Source organism: Imperialibacter sp., assembly GCF_040222385.1.
In the GTDB taxonomy this organism is placed as follows: domain Bacteria; phylum Bacteroidota; class Bacteroidia; order Cytophagales; family Cyclobacteriaceae; genus Imperialibacter.
In genome coordinates this window covers 369322-385932 of record NZ_JAVKDF010000017.1, presented here as the reverse complement: position 1 = coordinate 385932, position 16611 = coordinate 369322, and the positions used below count along the sequence as shown (strand labels likewise).

Here is a 16611-nt window from a genome sequence, read left to right as displayed (position 1 = left end):
ATGGTGAGTCCGCCCACTGGCGGACTTTTCAAATAGAAAGTATATGGCGAACCTAAAAGAGGTTAAGGGCAGAATTCAGTCGGTTACTTCTACTCAACAGATCACCAAAGCCATGAAAATGGTGGCGGCTGCGAAGCTGAGAAGGGCACAAGACCGTATTACCCAAATGCGCCCCTACTCTGAGAAGCTGACAGGTATACTTAGAAATGTTACTTCATCTGTTAGCGACAATTTGGAGAATGAATATGCCGTTGTAAGGGAGGTGAACAGGGTAGCTTTGGTTGTTGTTTCTTCCGACAAAGGCTTGTGCGGTGCTTTCAATAGCTCAGTTTTTAAAGCGGCTGTCAACCTTCTGAAGACAAAATACAAGGAGCAGAATGAGTTTGGTGGAGTTACCATTATTCCTCTGGGAAAGAAGGCCATGGAGTTTTTCAAAAAGAGAAACTACAAGGTCGATACGAAATACTGGGACATTTTCTCCAACCTCTCGTTTGATGAAGTTCGCCCGGTAGCCGAGCACCTGATGGAAGCCTATAAGGCTGGAGATTTTGACGCTGTAGAGCTTGTATACAACGAGTTTAAAAATGTGGCCACTCAGGTATTGAAAGTAGAAAAGTTTCTTCCAATAGAGCCGTCTGAGATAGCGGAGGGGAGTACATCAAACTCAAACGCCATCGACTACATTTATGAGCCATCTAAGGAATTTATTGTAAAGGAGCTAATCCCCAAGTCTCTGAAGATACAGGTGTACAAGGCTACTTTGGAATCCAACGCTTCCGAGCAAGGTGCCAGGATGACAGCCATGGACAAAGCGACTGACAATGCAGGTGAACTGTTGAAGGAGCTGAAGCTGATGTATAACAGAACCCGTCAGGCAGCGATCACCAAAGAGATTCTGGAGATAGTTGGTGGTGCTGAAGCGCTAAAGAGTAGTTAATCAATAATTGAAGATAAATTGAGCCCGTGAGAAATCACGGGCTTTTTTGTGGTTTATCCGGGCATTGGCAGGGGAGGCTAATGGTTCAGGTTCAGAGGAATTCTCATCTGTTTAAATTAAGAGAAAAGCCATTGCCGCTATACAAGATACCATCGACAAGAGCATAATTTTGCTCAATTTTGTTAGGGCCGGAGTAGATAATAGTTCCAGTTAACATGTCCCTTACTTGCACGGAGCTTTCAATAAAGAATAGCCCCCAGTTAGTGGTGGGATCCGCACTCTTTAAAAAATACCGAGTGCCTAGCGTATACTCGGCAATACTCTCCATTTCTGGTATTTTTAGCACATTAACTTTGTTTTCGGAGGTGGTCACTATTGCTACGTAGTTTCCGAAGCCAATAGAGTTGGTATAATTCATGAATTTGAACTCGTTGGGAAGTTCTGTCAGCGTACCATTTTCAACCACGAAGTGCTCTGCTTTATATGCCCTTGAGTTTCCGGAGAAATCTCTGCCGATAAGTACCAGGTTTTTCGATTCCTCAGAGTAAATCACGTTATTATTAGAGTTGCCTTCATATACTATAGCGTCCTCGACATAATCCAACAATTTAAAAATCCCGTCAGTGTATGCGATGTACCTATCATCGATGACTCGCAAGCGTGCTATTGGTCGTGAGAATGAATTATTGGTCAAACCGTTCAATTCAATTTGCCTGATTAAGGTTAGCGTCGAAGAATTTAAGAGACTAATGATGTCACGGCTGTAAGCAGCAATGGTGCTTCCGGTATTTGAAAAAGATAATCCAGATATTGGTAGTGAAATTGAAATTTGCTCATTTTCGGTTTTTCGGAGCAGTTGTGAGCTAGCGACATAACTTAGTTTTCCGGATGGTGTATTTCGGTCGACATACAATTCATCAAACTGGAAAGCTGGGTCACCAAAAGCACCAGACCTTGAGTTGACAACTTTATTCATTTGATTGGCACTTGTAGTCACCAGTTCAAAGCTGATAGTGTCGCCCATTGGCAACCCACTGATCGACGCTGTTGTATCATTGAAATTAGTATTCGTAAGGGTCTTTACGCCGTTGAATAACCATTTCAGGGTATAAGATGAAAAGCTGCTTTCAAATGGGGCCCTCGACCAATATACTTTGAGGTGTCCATCTGCCGTTGATTCATACTTGACAATTTTAGGTCCATCCGATAAGTTGATAGTCGTAATATTTGATCTTTCACTTTCCATTATATCACCCCGAAATACCTGCGTTTCTACCCCGTAATACATCGTTCCGCCTACGTAGCCAAGATCGATATATTGAGAGGGAACTTCGAAAACCGACGACAGCTGATTTTCATTGTTGAACAGCTGGTCAGGATCGGGGCCTCCGTATATGTTTACTCTCCACAAGTTGTTGTTAGGATATTGCTGAAAATTGAATGTGAGTGCATTTGTGGTGCTTGTAATGGTAAAGGGGATGGCTTCAGCCGGTCGTTTATCAATTCGGATTCGCTTTTTAAATTGATAAATGGCGGCCTCGGCCTGCACCTGATCGGCCAGGCTGTTAGTATTTGTGCTTGTGTAAACATTCACAACAAGTTCAGCAAAACCATAATCGGCTACAGCCATACCAGGTCTAAGTATGAAACTACCTGATGGTAGGTCAGAAACATAAATCTCCTTTTCATCCAGGGTCGCTACGACTAAATAAAAGAGCCCATCCGTAACCTCAAAACTGTAGGTGATTTCCTTGGGACGAACGATAAACTCGTCATCGGCTATCGCAGTTAGCTCGTACTCTGATAAGCTCGAGTTAATCTCTTGTTCTATTTCGACATAATATTCTCCTTCTAATTGAAACTCACATGCAAAGACTGACGAGAGCAGAATGAGTAGAACAGCGAAAATGATGTTATTTTTCATCAGGCTTTTGTTATAATAGCTTTGCTCTTCTTTTTTAAGAGAATGAAGCCAAGACCAGCTTTAAGTCTAACACCATTCCATTGGGGCTTCGGCTCGCCTGAAGGGAAATAAGCCTGCCATTCCGCCTCGCTACCCTCAATAACCTTTTCTTTTAGGGACACAACCTGCAGATGGTAGCCGACACTAGCACTTACTATGAAACGATACTTCGTAAAGCCTATCGAAGCTTGCGGTTCAAAAAAAAGTTGTTTTGATTTCACAACGATTGACTGGTTGATATAAGAATTGGTATTAGTCAATTCAGCGAAGTTCTCCATGCTGTAACTAGAAAGGGAAACCCCACTTACCAGGCGAGGTCTAATAAAAAAGGCGTCGGTGAGCGACATCTTAAATGGTGATATTCCTGCGCCCCAGTACTTGTTGGACACTAGTTGATCACTTTCAAACGTCCCCGAATAATCTTTATAGCTCATTCTGGAACCAGTTGAATTGGCCCCATTTTCAATTGACACTTCTAGCTTCTCAAGATGAAGAGTCAGCATTCCATTGTAGCCATAGTATGGTTCAAAGTTGCTATATATCTTGTAAGGCAGGTTGATTCTTCCGTAACCAAGGAAAATGAAAGGAATGTTATCTTGCGCCGTCTTAAAATCTTCCATATTGTAGGTGCCATAGGTAGATTCAAAGCTTAGTGACACCGATTGTGAGCGCACTTCTTGCGTAAAAAGGAAAAAATAGACGACAGAAATTATGGTTGTTCCTCTGGTTACAGAATATAACATTTCTAAATATATTACCATTTCTGATGCCTTCAATAACTTTCTATGCTTTTCGGTGGAATTCCGCTTTGTGAGCCGTCAATGTCCGTCATATCAGTCGACGATGGTGCCTTGACCCGAATGTCATTAGTTGTCAACAAGAATAGGGCCCTGCATTTCAAATGCTAGGCATGGGCTCACCAAATCCCTGGCGGATGCTTTGAGTTGTTGGCAGCACGGAAGCCCAGAACAGTAGCTAAAGTAAAATTTAGAAGATAAATTGATCCCGTGAAAATTCATGGGCTTTTTTGTTGATGGGCAGGTCTTTCATGATAGGACTGCTTAAACACGGCAGCCTGGAGGTGGCTCTGGGTGCTGTCGTCATGTCGATGGTTGTTGCCTCTACCTGCGGTGCCCATGTGCCTGCGTCCGTTTACGTTTCTTTGTTTTTGGCTGTTTGGTTTATCTATATTCTCGACCGGCTTTTTGATGCCAGAAAAATACCAGCATCCGCCAGCAATCCCCGACATCATTTTTACCAGGAGCACTTCTCTCAGTTGCTTACTGTCCTTGTGATGGTGGGCTGCATCGGCCTCGGTTCGTTGATTTATTTGCCAGCGCCGGTGTTGCTTTATGGGGTGCTGGTGATGGGAAGCTGCCTGCTTTATTTGCTGTGGGTATTTTTGTCGACCCGGAGCCTGCCTAAAGAGGTAGTTGTGGCGGCGCTTTATACCGCTGGAATTTCGCTGGCACCCAGGGCCTTAGCGAACAGCGGTGTGCGGCCTGTAGATCTGCTGATTCTTATAGTGATATTCCTCATTGCTTTTATCAACCTGGTTCTATTCTCCCGGCAAGAGCGGCAGTACGACATGGCAGATAGTCAGGAATCATTCATAACCCGGTGGAAACCTGAAAAAATACGTTTGCTGTTGCGGGCTGCTTTTACTGTAGCGGTTATTGGGATAGCTGGCCTCTCCTGGTTTAGTGGCAGCCTACTTCCTTTGCAAGGGTTGCTGATGCTGATGCTGGGAGTTCTTTGGATACTTTATCAGCGAATGGCTGATTTTGAAACCTCTCTTACCTATCGGCTCATTGGCGATGGTATTTTTCTGATGCCGATATTTCTTTTGATTTAACATGGCCAATGGATTTAACCTTTTGGCTCCTGTGTATGACTTGCTGGCACGGCTCGTCTTTGGAAAGTGTATTGATAAGAGCCAATGCCACTTCTTCGGAACGGCAGTGAATGTTAAGTCTGCATTGGTAGCAGGGGGCGGTACTGGCCGGTTTTTTGAAGAATACTTCAGGCAGCACCCGGATAGCCAGCTTGTTTTTATTGAGAAGTCGCCGACCATGATCGCAAAGGCCCGGTCGAGAACGACGCCTGACATGGACATTTTCTTTGTGGAGGCGGACTTTACGACCCGCCACGAAACTGGCTCTTATGAGCTGGTGTTACTGCCTTTTTTTCTGGACATGTTCTCCGACGAGTCGGTGGAAAGTATTGTTAAATCGCTATCGATGGCGAGTAATCCGCATATGCAGTTAGTTGTCACAGATTTTGTGGAACAGGAAAAGCGAGGGCTCAAATCTCTGCTTATCCGATGCATGTACTTATTTTTTCGCTTAACTTGTGATATGGAGGCACATAGGCTTCCCAAGTGGCAGGAGGCATTTGCCAGAAGTGGGTGGAACATTGAGCAGAGTGCCACGTATTGTAAAGGAATGATAGGTACTTACCTTTTAGCGAGAAGCTAAATATTTTTTTACTCCAACCGACTCAATCGAAACCTATTCATTTTTTGGATGTCTTTTACCCTGCAACCTAATTAGAAATTGGATTCAGAAAGTGCGAGTTTACAGGAATACCTTGTGGTGAGGAGCCAGGAGGGTGATCGTCGGGCGATCAATGAGTTGTACAAGCTATACTCAAAGGCTATGTACAATATCTGTCGCCGGATGATAGGCGACGAGGAAGAAGCCAGAGATGTACTTCAGGATGCCTTTGTCGATGCCTTTGCCAGCCTGAAGAAGCTTCAGCAGCCCAAGACTTTCCCTGCGTGGATCAAGCGGGTGGTGGTGAACCATTGCATCAATACGCTTAGAAAAAAGCGACTTTTCACCATCAGCATTGAGGAAAAGTTTGACCTGGCCTATGAGGACGACGACGATAACTACTATGCCCGAATGGAGGCTGGTAAAATACTACAGGCGATGGATCAGATTTCGGTGGGTTGCAAAACAGTGATGAACCTGTACCTCTTTGAAGGGTATGATCATGGAGAGATCGGGCAAATATTGGGTATAACGGAGTCGGCTTCGAAGGCCCAGTACTGTAAAGGCAAAGCAAAAGTGAGAGACTTGTTAGGAATGGAAAAATTGAAAGTAGCCAACCAATGACAGATTTTCTAAAAAAGAACATTGACGAGCGCCGGGACAGCTTCGATGTTTTCGATACAGACCTTGACTTGGCCTGGGAAAACATTGACAAGCGACTCAATGGCGGTAAGAAATCAGGAAAGGTGGTGCCCATGTGGGGCTGGACTGGTAAGGTAGTCCGGGTGGCCGCTGCGGTCACATTATTGTTGGCGGCATCCATCACCTTCATGTGGAACGGTGCGGGATCATCAAAGTCGCAACCGACACTTTCTATGGTGTCGCCAGAAATGGCAGAGACTGAGCAGTATTATGCTATGATGATTTCTGAAAAAATGAACGAAATAGAAGCCAATGGGCAGTGGGTAGACAAGGAAGTAGTAGAGGACATGCTGGCCCTCGATCAGGCCTATACAGAGCTGCAGACTGACCTGGCTGACAACGTAGACAATGAGGAGGTCATTCATGCAATGATCGTCAATTATAAAATTAAGCTGGACATCCTCGACAGGATACTGGCACAGATAAAGGAGGCAAAAAATGGAGCAGGCAGGAAAGAATCGTCTCTTTAGGTGGTTGATCATGCTGTTGCTTGTGTTGGCTGGAAGCCACGCACAAGCGCAGAGCGACACGAGACTGACGAAGAGCATTAACAAAGCGTACAAGGTTCCGAAGGACGCTACTGTTGACGTGAGCAATAAATACGGACGGGTGGCAATAAAGTCGTGGGCAAAAGATTCTGTGCTTATCTCGGTGGAGATTACAGCGTATGCCAAGGACTCCAGGTCCACTCAAAAGCTGATGGAGAGGGTTGAAATTGACTTTAGCAATCTTGGCTCTTTTTTAACCGTTGAAACTGTGCTGGACAGGGGCAGCGGAACCTTTAAGGAATTGCTTAACACGGTTGGCGATGTGTCGAAGACGGTTTTGAGCAGCAACAAGCTGACCATAGATTACGAGATAACCTTGCCAGAGGGAGCGAGCCTATTTTTGGACAATCGCTTTGGGAATGTTTTCATTGCCGATCATGGGGGCCCCATCAAACTTACTCTTGCGCATGGTGATTTGAAGGCGAATGAGTTGAAGGGTAAGTCGATCGTTGACTTGAGTTTTGGTAAGGCGAATATAAGACGGGTGCATGATGTGGAGCTGACGCTTAAGGCTGCTCAGGTTGACATTCAGCAAGCAAAGGGTATCATTCTACAATCGATGACTTCCGAGCTGAGGGTAGAGAGTGCGCTTTCTGCCAGGGTGGATTCCAGAAACGATAAGCTTAGTTTTCAGAAGATCGGTTGGATCAGCGGCAAAGGGATGTTTACTGATTGGACACTGGGAGAAATTCAGGAGATTCTTGATTTGGAGGTGAACTACGGGCAGGTGATACTTCACAACCTTAATAAAGACTTTGCAAAGGTGAGGTTGGCAAGCAAGTACACTGACCTGGATGTGACCATGGATCCTGCCAGTTGGGTAAATCTTGATATCAAGGCAGAGCAGGATAAGATTTATATCCCGGGAAACTGGATTCCCACGCTTAATAATAGCCAAGTGGACGGCAAGGAGGGTTACATCCAGTTGACCGGCCAGGTGGGTAGAACAAATGACAAACAAGGCATTATGCAACTGGACTTGCAAGGAGCCTCGGTAACCCTGCGCTATATGGAGGCGTTGCCGTTTACGAAGAACTAATACTAACAATGAAGAGATTATTTTTTGGTGTGCAGCTGTTGGTAGCTGCCCTTAGTCTTGGTGCATGTCAATTGGCCAATGCGCAGACGACGCAGGAATATTCACAGTCAGCGGGTGTTCGGTTTGGTGCCACGTCGGCGTTGACGTACAAGAAATTTCTGGTGACCGAAGAGGCACTGGAAATCATGGTAAGTGGCAGGCACGAAGGCTTGCAGCTCACTACTATGTATGTTTTTCATGTGCCAATGGATTTGGCTTTTTCTCCAAACTTCTATGCCTACTACGGTGCTGGCGGCCATTTCGGATTTGAGGAGCGAAACAACTTGACCAAGATATTGGTAGGGACAGACGGGAGTGCGTTTAACTACGAAAACGGAGCTACGTTTTTTACAATGGGCGCTGACTTTCTTATTGGTGTGGAATACCGGTGGCTGGCGGCTCCGATAACCGTTTCTTTTGATGTAAAGCCGTATTTCGACTACATCGGTTTCAGGAAAACGGATTCGAGGTTCTGGGACTCAGCCATTTCATTTAAGTACATTTTTTAATAAAGATCGATGAGAGCTGTCAAAATTGTTTTTATACTTTCTATCAGCTGTGGCTGGCTCAGTAGTGCTGCACAGGGTATTGAGAACCCCGAGGAGATCAAGTCTCTTTTTAGCAAAGAAAATGAGATAAAGGGCTTCGGCGGTGTGGATATCAACATCACCGATGTGTATCAGGAAAGAAGTCTTCTGCTGGGAGCCTACGGGGGTGCTATCATCAACAAGCACGTGATGTTCGGGCTGGCGGGCTACGGAATCTCTACCGAGAATCAATTCAGAAGTGAGACAGGCACTATGTTCAATATCGAAGGTGGCTATGGAGGTCTGTACCTTGGGGGCATCTTGTTTCCTAACGAAGTGGTGCACTTAGCGATTCCGGTACTATTTGGTGCCGGTGCTTTTCATATTGTCGACAAGCAGTATTTCCCTACTTCCTTCGATAAGGAGTATGTGCTTGAGTCAACAGCGTTTTTCGTAGTGAAGCCCAGTGCTCAGCTGGAGGTAAATATTACACAGTTTTTGAGGGTGGGAGTGGGTGCCACCTACCGCCTCATAAAAGGGTCGGACCTGAGAAACATTTCGGACGATGATTTGACCAGCTGGGGAGGAACGTTTTCGATCAGGCTAGGCAGGTTTTAAGCCAATAGCCTGAGGTTTATGAATGGTTTATACTAAAAAAACAGACTGGAGAAACCAGCCTGTTTTTTTTGAGTCAGGTATTTTTGTTAAATCTTATGGCTTTAACGACATCAACAGCCCTGGGGCCAAAATAAGCTGAGCCTGCACCGGCCAATACGGCAACTGTCGCTGAAAACCACCAATCTTTGGGCACCAGGTATTCTCTATTCCATCCGATGGCCACCACTCCGCCAATAAAGTAAATTATTGAAACGACGGAGAACCATAAAATTCTGTCTTTTCGAGTGGCCACGGATTTTCTAAAACAGAAGACTACTCTTTCACGATGTCATAAGCGACCACTGTGTTTCCGAAAAACGTAGGAACAAACAGTAAGTTTTGGTCTGCTGCAATTTCAATATCTGCTGCATTGGCGCCAGCTGCTTTGGTGTCAAGCAGTTTTGTTTTCTTCCAGTCTTCTGTCACGTAGTACACCTCGCCGTTCCAGTTAGACACAAAGTAGTCGCCATCCAGCGCCACCACGCCGTCGCCGCCGGGTATTGAGTCGACCACCATTTTTACGTCCTTATCGGCAACATTTATAGTGCTGAATTTGCCTGCGCCGAAAGATGCCACCATTAGCCTGCCGTCTTCAGCCAAAAGGCCATTGGGGCCGCCAAGAACCTCACCTTCTGTCCACAGTGCCACAACGCCGTTTGATAGCGCAAAGATTTTGCTCATGCCCGAATCGCTGATATAAACGGTTCCTGAAGCGTCAACAGTAATATCATTGAGGAAGGAGGCTCCTTCTACCGGAAACCTATTGGTGATCTCACCAGTGTTGACATCTATCTCCACCACTTCGTCGATGTTGCTCACGTAAAGCAGGTTGCCTACCATGCCCATGCCTTTAGGGCCGTCCAGCCCTACCACCCATTGGGTATCGATGATGGCTCCGTCAAGTCCTACTTTGGCTATAAATCCGTCTCCATCTTTCGCATCAGGCGGCACTGCCCCGATGCAGGCAACGTATAGCACGCCATTCGTCACGTCATAGTAGACAGACTCAGGAGTTGTAAGCGTGGTGTCTGTTTCCCATTTTTTAACAAGTGAAACGGTGGTTGCCGGAGTTTCCTCCACCACAGCTTCCTCTGTCTTCTTTCCACTTTGGCAGGCCACCAAAACGGCAGCGGCCAATAAATAGCTAAGTTTTTTCATTGTTGATCTAGGTTTATTGTTTTCAAAGTTAACAGCATATATGATTATTGTAAAATTGGCAGGATTACCAAAAGGTAATTAATTACCAGAAAAGTGATTTGAGTAAATCATGGTAAGATTAACAAGGTAGAAGCATTACAAGTTTCTGTTTTTCTGAATAGCCTTGTAGTCCTTGTGAATCTTTTTCCATTTTTTCTTCTTTTCCAACATAGCATTCACATCCTGCCTGGTTTCCAGGTACGCCAACTCCTTTTTCATTTTGGCATAGTTGATCCAGTGCGCTTCGTCCAGCGAACCTTCGTCCAGTGCTTGGGTGATGGCACAGCCTTTTTCATCGGTGTGCGTGCAGTTCTTGAATTTGCAATGCTCGCTCAAGGCTTCAATGTCTTCGAAAGAAGTACCTAAGCTGGACTGGTCACCCGAGAGCTGCAGTTCACGCATGCCGGGAGTGTCTATCAAAACGCCCCCACCTTCCAGCAGCATCAGATGTCGGCTTGTAGTGGTATGCTTGCCTTTTGAGTCCAGCTCTCTCACCTCGCCCGTTGCCAGAAGCGGCTGCCCTATCAGACTGTTGATGATTGTCGATTTGCCAACGCCAGAGGAGCCTACAATCGCTATGGTTGATCCAGCCTGGATGAAGGGTCGGAGGGCATCTACCTGGTTTTGTAAGGCTGTTGCCACCACCACTTCCACATTTTTTACTCGCTCTTTCGCCTGTCGAACAACGTCTTCAGGGTTGGGGCAAAGGTCAGCTTTGTTCAGAACAATAACCGGCTCTACGTTTTGTGCAAGTGTCAGGTAGCGCTCAAGCCTGGCAAGGTTGAAGCTGCCATCCAGCCCTTGCACGATGAAAAGCTTATTGATATTGGTAGCAATGATTTGCTCTTCCATCTTTTTGCCTGGCACTTTTCGTGAGATGGCAGACTGCCTGTCCAACACCCTTTGAATGATAGCTTTTCCCTTGTCAATTTCCATCATCAGCACCCAGTCGCCCACTTTCGGCAACTCAGCGTCTGTTTCCGCCATGTAAAAAAGGCGGCCAGTGGCTTCCGCAATATATGTTTCCCCGACGGTGAGTACCTGGTAGTTGGTTTTGTTTTCTATAGATACTCTGCCGACGATGAGCTCTCTTTCGTTTTGGGTAATTTGATTTTCAAAATAGGTATTCCAGCCCAATGGGCTTAAGTGATTGTATTCCATTTCTGTATAGGATTTAGTCAATAAAAATCTTTTCCACCATGGGAAGGTGAATCTGAAAGAAGCGCTGCCCGAAGGAGCGCCTTAGGCTATATCAAGCCCTGAAGTGGAAGTTCTAAAAAGTGTCAGAAACGAAAAATTATTTTATCGAAGATAATGATTTGCCTTTTAAATTCCTCATTTTATCCTTTTCCCGTTTTCTATCTGAAGCACGTGGTCAACACATGTAGGCAATTCTTCCTCATAATGTGTGACATAAATGAGTGCCATGGCGGATGCGCTGCAAATGGCGTCTACTACCATTCGCACCCTCGTTTGTTGCGCATGATCAAGGCCCTGACATGGCTCGTCGAGGATAAGGAGCGGCGGGTTTTTTATCATGGCCCTGGCAAGGAGGATGATCCGCTGGGTAGTGGGCGAGGCAGTCTCAAACACCTGACCGGCCAAGCCTTCCAGCCCAAGCAGGTCAAGCCATTGATCGACCACAGCCCCTTGCTCCTTGTCCACCGGCTTTAAATAGCCCAGTGTATCATGAAAGCCAGAGGCAACAATTTCCCAGCAAGTGGCTGTCGAATGAAAGTACTGCAACAGCTCCGGCGACACAAAGCCTATTTTTTTCTTGATGTCCCAGATGCTCTCTCCGCTGCCTCGTTTGTGGTCAAACAGCATGATATCATTGGCATAGGCTTGGGGGTTGTCTCCATTGATCAGGCTTAGTAGTGTTGACTTTCCTGCACCGTTGGGCCCCCGCAATGCCCAACGCTCGCCGGGTTTGATTACCCAGTTAACTCCATTGAGGATAGTGCTGTCGCCATATTTGACAGTCACCTCTTTCATGCCCACGATCAATTTGTATTGAGATGGCCCACGACCCTCAGTAAGTGTGCTCACCTTGCGTGCATCAAGGGAGTAAGAAGGAGGCTTGGGCAGCTTAATTAAACTAAATCTTTCCCGGGCGACGACTTGTTGAATCTGGCAGTTGTGCAGAACGGCTGCATGAGTGACTACCGGTGGTATTTCACCAACGGTGCAGGTGAGCACAACGGTGGTGCCAGAAGCAATGATTTGCGCAAGGATGGCATTGAACGCTGTTCTGGTTTTCACATCTAAGCCAACGAGTGGACTATCCAGAAGTAGGAGCCTGGGGTTTTTTAGCAGTGAGGCTGCCAGCCTGAGCCTTTTGGTTTCTCCATTGCTTAGCTTGATAAGCTGCTTTTGACGCAGTCGCTCAAGCTGGAAAAGCGAGATAACTTTGTTGACATCCCAGGGCCCTTCCGCCAAGCTTTTCTGTGCCTCATCATTAAGAAAATCTTCGACGGTTGGGGCGTCCTCTGAAAATGCGGCATTAAAGCGTTGCTGGTAAAAGAACTCCGAAGTGTTGGAAAGATTCTTGAACTGGTACTTTACCGGGAGGTAGCTGATGAGCTGTCGGTAGTTAAAATAGGGATCTTTTGGTGGATGGGCCCTGATATATTCATCGTAAAAAGGCCTGATGACTTGCCCCTTTACGACATTGAAATTACCTGCAATGGCCTCCAATAGGGCGCTTTTACCGGACCCACTATGCCCCAGGAGAGCCCAGCACTCGCCGTTTCTCACTTCAAAAGACAGGTCCTGGAAAATGATTTTTTCACCGTAACGAGCGGTTAGGTTGTCGAGCTTAAGAAGAAGCTGATCGTGCATAACGCTGAGAGTATTTAAAGCCGGGATTTTGTTGAGCTCCCGGCAAGTTTAATAAAATTCTTTCACTGACGGTTTTTTTATGTGCTGATTCAGGGTAGCCTTCATTTTGTCTGTATTACTTCGTCTAAATGTCATTTTTTAATCGATCTAAAATTTCTAATTTGTCGCTAACCCAAGTGTGATGGAAGACATAGAAAGAGCAGTTTCCCTGATGGGAGTAGGTATGATCACAGTGTTTCTGGTATTGGCCCTGGTGGTGCTTACAGGAAATGCACTCATCAAGTTTGTCAACGCCTTTGTTCCGGAAACCTTACAGGCTTCCCCCAAATCCCCTTCCACACCAACATCCCAGGTAGCTCCCAAAAAAGTAGCAGCCATTACCTCGGCAGTTCATCAGCTCTCAGGAGGTAAGGCCAACATCCAAAAGATTGAAAAATGGTAGTGTTTAAACAACCCGGAAATGAGTAAGGAAATAGGACTTTGTCTTGTATACAGAGACATGTGGCAGTCGTCGGGCAAGTACATGCCCAGGAAAGATCAATTGGTGAAGGTGGCAGGCCCTATTGTAGACATGGGCTGCTGGAGGAGAGTGGAGACCAACGGCGGCGGTTTTGAACAAATTAATTTGCTTTATGGCGAAAACCCCAACCGCTCGGTTCGGGAGTGGACTCAGCCGTTCAATGATGCAGGTATTCAAACGCAAATGCTTGAAAGAGGTCTGAACGGACTTCGGATGTACCCCGTGCCTATGGATGTGCGGGAGCTGATGTTCCGAGTGAAGAAGAAGCAAGGCACCGATATTTCCCGCTCATTCGATGGTCTCAATGACACAAGAAGCATCATTAATTCGATAAAGCTGGCAAAAAAGGGAGGTATGATTGCCCAGGCGGCGTTGAGTATCACCCATAGCCCTATCCACACCGTCGACTATTTTGTGAACATGGCAGGTACATTGATAGATGCCGGTGCAGATGAAATAGCGGTGAAAGACATGGCCGGCATTGGTCGCCCGGCGTCTATTGGCAAAATAGTGGCTGGGATCAAAGCCATCAAAAAAGACATTCTGGTGCAATACCATGGCCATTCAGGGCCAGGCTTTTCGGTCGTTTCATCGCTGGAAGCCGCCAGGTCAGGTGCAGATATTATCGACGTGGGCATGGAGCCGCTGTCGTGGGGCACAGGGCACGCAGATTTGCTCACTGTGCATGCTATGCTGCGGGATGCAGGCTTTTCGTTGCCTGATATCAACATGAAAGCCTATATGCAGGTGAGATCGCTGACACAGGAGTTCATAGATGATTTTCTCGGCTATTACATCGACCCCAAAAACCGATTGATGAACTCGCTGTTGATTGGCCCCGGCTTACCGGGAGGCATGATGGGTAGCTTGATGGCTGACCTTGAAAAGAACCTGGTTTCGGTGAACAGGGCTAGAGAAAAGAACGGGGAAGCTGCCATGTCGCAGGACGACCTGCTGATCAAGCTTTTTGAAGAAGTGGAGCACATCTGGCCAAAGATGGGCTATCCGCCGCTGGTGACTCCCTATAGCCAGTATGTGAAAAATGCTGCACTCATGAATGTGATGCAGATGAACAAGGGCAAGGAGCGTTGGAGCATGCTGGACGATAACACCTGGGACATGATGCTGGGTAACTCCGGTCAGCTGCCAGGCCCCGTGGCCGATGAATTGAAAGCCCTGGCCAAAGCACAAAACAGGGAGTTTTTCGTTGGCGACCCACACAGTCTGTACCCAAATGAGCTCGACAAAATCCGGGGCGAGATGAAAGAAAAAGGTTGGGACGTGGGAGAGGATGAAGAAGAGCTGCTGGAATACGCCATGCACCCCAAGCAATATATCGATTACAAATCCGGTAAAGCCAAGAAGGCTTTTGATGAGGATTTGGCGCAAAGAAAAGCAGCTGAGTCGACATCACCAGCCACAACTAGTGCACCCTCAGGTTTATCTACGCTGCCCCAAACATTGATTGTGGATGTGAATGGTGAGGCGTTCCGGGTGACAGTTTCATACGATGGCGAAGGCCAGGCTGCGCCGAAACAGGAAAACGCCGCCGTGCCTCAGTCTTCCAGCAACGGTCATACTTTGGAAATACTGGCTCCACTTGAAGGGAAGTTCTTTTCAACGAAAGACGCAGGTGAAAAAGCCCTTAAGGCAGGTGACGTTATCAAAAAAGGTGATACCGTTGGCTACATAGAAGCGATGAAGGTCATCAACGCTATCTCCGCCGATAAAGAAGGAACAGTGGTTGAAGTATGCTTCAAAGATGGTCAGGAAGTATACGATGACGATGTGTTGGTGAGGGTGAAAAGTTAACGCACGGCCAGACCATTATTTACCACTCACCATTAATCCTTTACCTCCTCACTATGGAACTGCTCGAGAAAGTATACAGAATGACTGCCCTGGGCGACTTGTTTGCTCATCCCTCTTATATTTTGATGATCCTCATTGGATTTGGTTTGCTCTACCTGGGCATTGCCAAAAAATATGAACCATTGCTGCTGGTGCCTATTGCTTTTGGAGTGTTGTTAGCCAACTTTCCCGGAGGAGGCATGGGGGTGGAGAAAATTCCAGAGGGGCTCACCCTGCCGCAGATTGCCGAGCAGTACGGCATCATGAACTTCGTTTACTATGCTTTGATTAAGACGGGCTTTCTACCACCAATTATTTTCATGGGAGTAGGGGCGCTGACGGATTTCGGCCCTATGCTGCGCAATCTACGCCTGGCCTTTTTTGGTGCGGCTGCGCAAATCGGGATTTTCTGCGTGCTGATGGCGGCAGTGGCCATGGGGTTTACTTTGAAAGAAGCAGCGTCATTGGGAATTATCGGTGGTGCTGATGGGCCAACGGCTATTTACACCACCATCAAGTTGGCGCCGCATCTTCTGGGACCAATTGCCATTGCGGCTTACTCTTACATGGCACTGGTGCCGGTCATCATCCCGTTTGTCGTTCGGTTTTCCATGACTAAAAAGGAGTTGCTCATCAACATGAAAGAGCAGGACAAACTGTTTCCGTCCACGAAGCCTATCAAGAATTTGCAGGCTTTGAAAATCATGTTCCCAATCGCCCTGGGCTCTATTGTGGCTATTTTGGTGCCCAGCTCTGTGCCGCTGGTGGGCTTTTTGATGTTTGGCAACCTGGTAAAGGAAATAGGCGTGGCCACGGGCCGTTTGTACCAGGCCACATCCGAGACCATTCTTAATTCAGCCACTGTATTTCTCGGCTTATCTGTCGGCGCCACCATGACTACCAAAGCCTTCCTGAACACGCAAACATTGATGATCGTAGTGGGAGGGTTCATTGCCTTTGCCATCTCCATTCTTGGGGGCATCATGGCGGTGAAAGTGTACAACCTGTTTGCCAAGAAGAAGATCAATCCGCTGATTGGCGCTACGGGCCTGAGTGCCGTGCCCATGGCTGCCCGGGTAGCCAACGAAATAGCCATTAAGCATGATCCGAGCAACCACCTGCTACAGTATGCCATGGCCAGTAACATTTCGGGAGTGATTGGTTCTGCTGTGGCGGCTGGGGTGCTGATTTCTTTTTTGGGGTAGTAAGGTGTTGAGACGGAACGGCACAGGATCATCTTCCCGCTTTGATGCATCGGCTTACCCCATGGCCCGTTTTATTATCTTTGATGATCC

General features: G+C 46.8%; 17 protein-coding genes. 11 read left to right on the top strand and 6 right to left on the bottom strand.

All coding sequences use genetic code 11. From position 1 onward, the window contains the following. Window positions 1–43 precede the first annotated feature (43 nt). Window positions 44–937 (top strand): ATP synthase F1 subunit gamma, encoded by an 894-nt coding sequence (gene atpG, locus RIG68_RS05350; RefSeq protein ID WP_350078585.1) that lies wholly within the window; start codon window positions 44–46, stop codon window positions 935–937. 103 nt (window positions 938–1040) lie between these two features. Here atpG and RIG68_RS05345 read toward each other — a convergent pair whose 3' ends face one another. Together RIG68_RS05345 and RIG68_RS05340 are read right to left on the bottom strand one after the other, a co-directional pair. Beyond that, window positions 1041–2861, bottom strand: a complete 1821-nt coding sequence (locus RIG68_RS05345) for a hypothetical protein (protein WP_350119541.1) — start codon at window positions 2859–2861, stop codon at window positions 1041–1043. Further along, window positions 2861–3676: a hypothetical protein gene (locus tag RIG68_RS05340; protein ID WP_350119538.1), complete on the bottom strand. Its 816-nt coding sequence runs from the start codon at window positions 3674–3676 to the stop codon at window positions 2861–2863. Before RIG68_RS05340 ends, RIG68_RS05345 begins: the two co-directional genes overlap by 1 nt. A gap of 272 nt (window positions 3677–3948) precedes the next feature. On the opposite strand from RIG68_RS05340, the gene RIG68_RS05335 reads away from it, so the two are divergent. From RIG68_RS05335 to RIG68_RS05305, 7 genes are all read left to right on the top strand, one after another. After that, window positions 3949–4755, top strand: a complete 807-nt coding sequence (locus RIG68_RS05335; RefSeq protein WP_350119535.1) for a UbiA prenyltransferase family protein — start codon at window positions 3949–3951, stop codon at window positions 4753–4755. 1 nt (window position 4756) lies between these two features. Further along, the gene (locus RIG68_RS05330) at window positions 4757–5377 is read left to right on the top strand and encodes a methyltransferase domain-containing protein (protein ID WP_350119532.1); all 621 of its coding nucleotides are present in this window, start codon (window positions 4757–4759) and stop codon (window positions 5375–5377) included. A gap of 78 nt (window positions 5378–5455) precedes the next feature. Further along, window positions 5456–6019 (top strand): RNA polymerase sigma factor, encoded by a 564-nt coding sequence (locus RIG68_RS05325; RefSeq protein WP_152001680.1) that lies wholly within the window; start codon window positions 5456–5458, stop codon window positions 6017–6019. Next, the gene (locus RIG68_RS05320; protein ID WP_350119529.1) at window positions 6016–6567 is read left to right on the top strand and encodes a hypothetical protein; all 552 of its coding nucleotides are present in this window, start codon (window positions 6016–6018) and stop codon (window positions 6565–6567) included. The genes RIG68_RS05325 and RIG68_RS05320 overlap by 4 nt, the downstream gene beginning before the upstream one ends. Then, window positions 6536–7684 (top strand): hypothetical protein, encoded by a 1149-nt coding sequence (locus RIG68_RS05315; RefSeq protein WP_350119525.1) that lies wholly within the window; start codon window positions 6536–6538, stop codon window positions 7682–7684. The genes RIG68_RS05320 and RIG68_RS05315 overlap by 32 nt, the downstream gene beginning before the upstream one ends. Before the next feature lie 8 nt (window positions 7685–7692). After that, entirely contained in the window at window positions 7693–8232 is a 540-nt protein-coding gene (locus RIG68_RS05310; protein ID WP_350119522.1) for a hypothetical protein, read from the top strand. A 9-nt stretch (window positions 8233–8241) separates the two neighbouring features. Continuing rightward, window positions 8242–8868, top strand: a complete 627-nt coding sequence (locus tag RIG68_RS05305; RefSeq protein WP_350119519.1) for a hypothetical protein — start codon at window positions 8242–8244, stop codon at window positions 8866–8868. Window positions 8869–8941: 73 nt separating this feature from the next. Here RIG68_RS05305 and RIG68_RS05300 read toward each other — a convergent pair whose 3' ends face one another. The 4 genes from RIG68_RS05300 to RIG68_RS05285 form a co-directional block, all read right to left on the bottom strand. Further along, window positions 8942–9160 carry a hypothetical protein gene (locus RIG68_RS05300; protein WP_350119516.1) on the bottom strand — a complete coding sequence of 73 codons (219 nt, stop codon included), beginning with the start codon at window positions 9158–9160 and terminating at the stop codon, window positions 8942–8944. A gap of 20 nt (window positions 9161–9180) precedes the next feature. Beyond that, window positions 9181–10065, bottom strand: coding sequence for a gluconolaconase (locus RIG68_RS05295; protein ID WP_350119513.1), 885 nt, complete (start codon window positions 10063–10065; stop codon window positions 9181–9183). 135 nt (window positions 10066–10200) lie between these two features. Continuing rightward, complete coding sequence (gene rsgA, locus RIG68_RS05290) at window positions 10201–11265, bottom strand: ribosome small subunit-dependent GTPase A (RefSeq protein ID WP_350119510.1); 1065 nt, start codon at window positions 11263–11265, stop codon at window positions 10201–10203. Between the two features lie 174 nt (window positions 11266–11439). Beyond that, a complete protein-coding gene (locus RIG68_RS05285) occupies window positions 11440–12945 on the bottom strand; it encodes an ATP-binding cassette domain-containing protein (RefSeq protein WP_350119507.1) in 1506 nt (501 codons plus the stop codon). Between the two features lie 181 nt (window positions 12946–13126). Here RIG68_RS05285 and RIG68_RS05280 point away from each other — a divergent pair, with 181 nt between their 5' ends. The 3 genes from RIG68_RS05280 to RIG68_RS05270 are packed head-to-tail and all read left to right on the top strand — an operon-like array spanning window position 13127 to window position 16521. Beyond that, window positions 13127–13387, top strand: coding sequence for an OadG family transporter subunit (locus RIG68_RS05280; protein WP_350119504.1), 261 nt, complete (start codon window positions 13127–13129; stop codon window positions 13385–13387). Window positions 13388–13405: 18 nt separating this feature from the next. Next, window positions 13406–15277, top strand: a complete 1872-nt coding sequence (locus RIG68_RS05275; RefSeq protein ID WP_350119501.1) for a biotin/lipoyl-containing protein — start codon at window positions 13406–13408, stop codon at window positions 15275–15277. A gap of 53 nt (window positions 15278–15330) precedes the next feature. Next, window positions 15331–16521, top strand: coding sequence for a sodium ion-translocating decarboxylase subunit beta (locus RIG68_RS05270; RefSeq protein WP_350087000.1), 1191 nt, complete (start codon window positions 15331–15333; stop codon window positions 16519–16521). Window positions 16522–16611 lie beyond the last annotated feature (90 nt).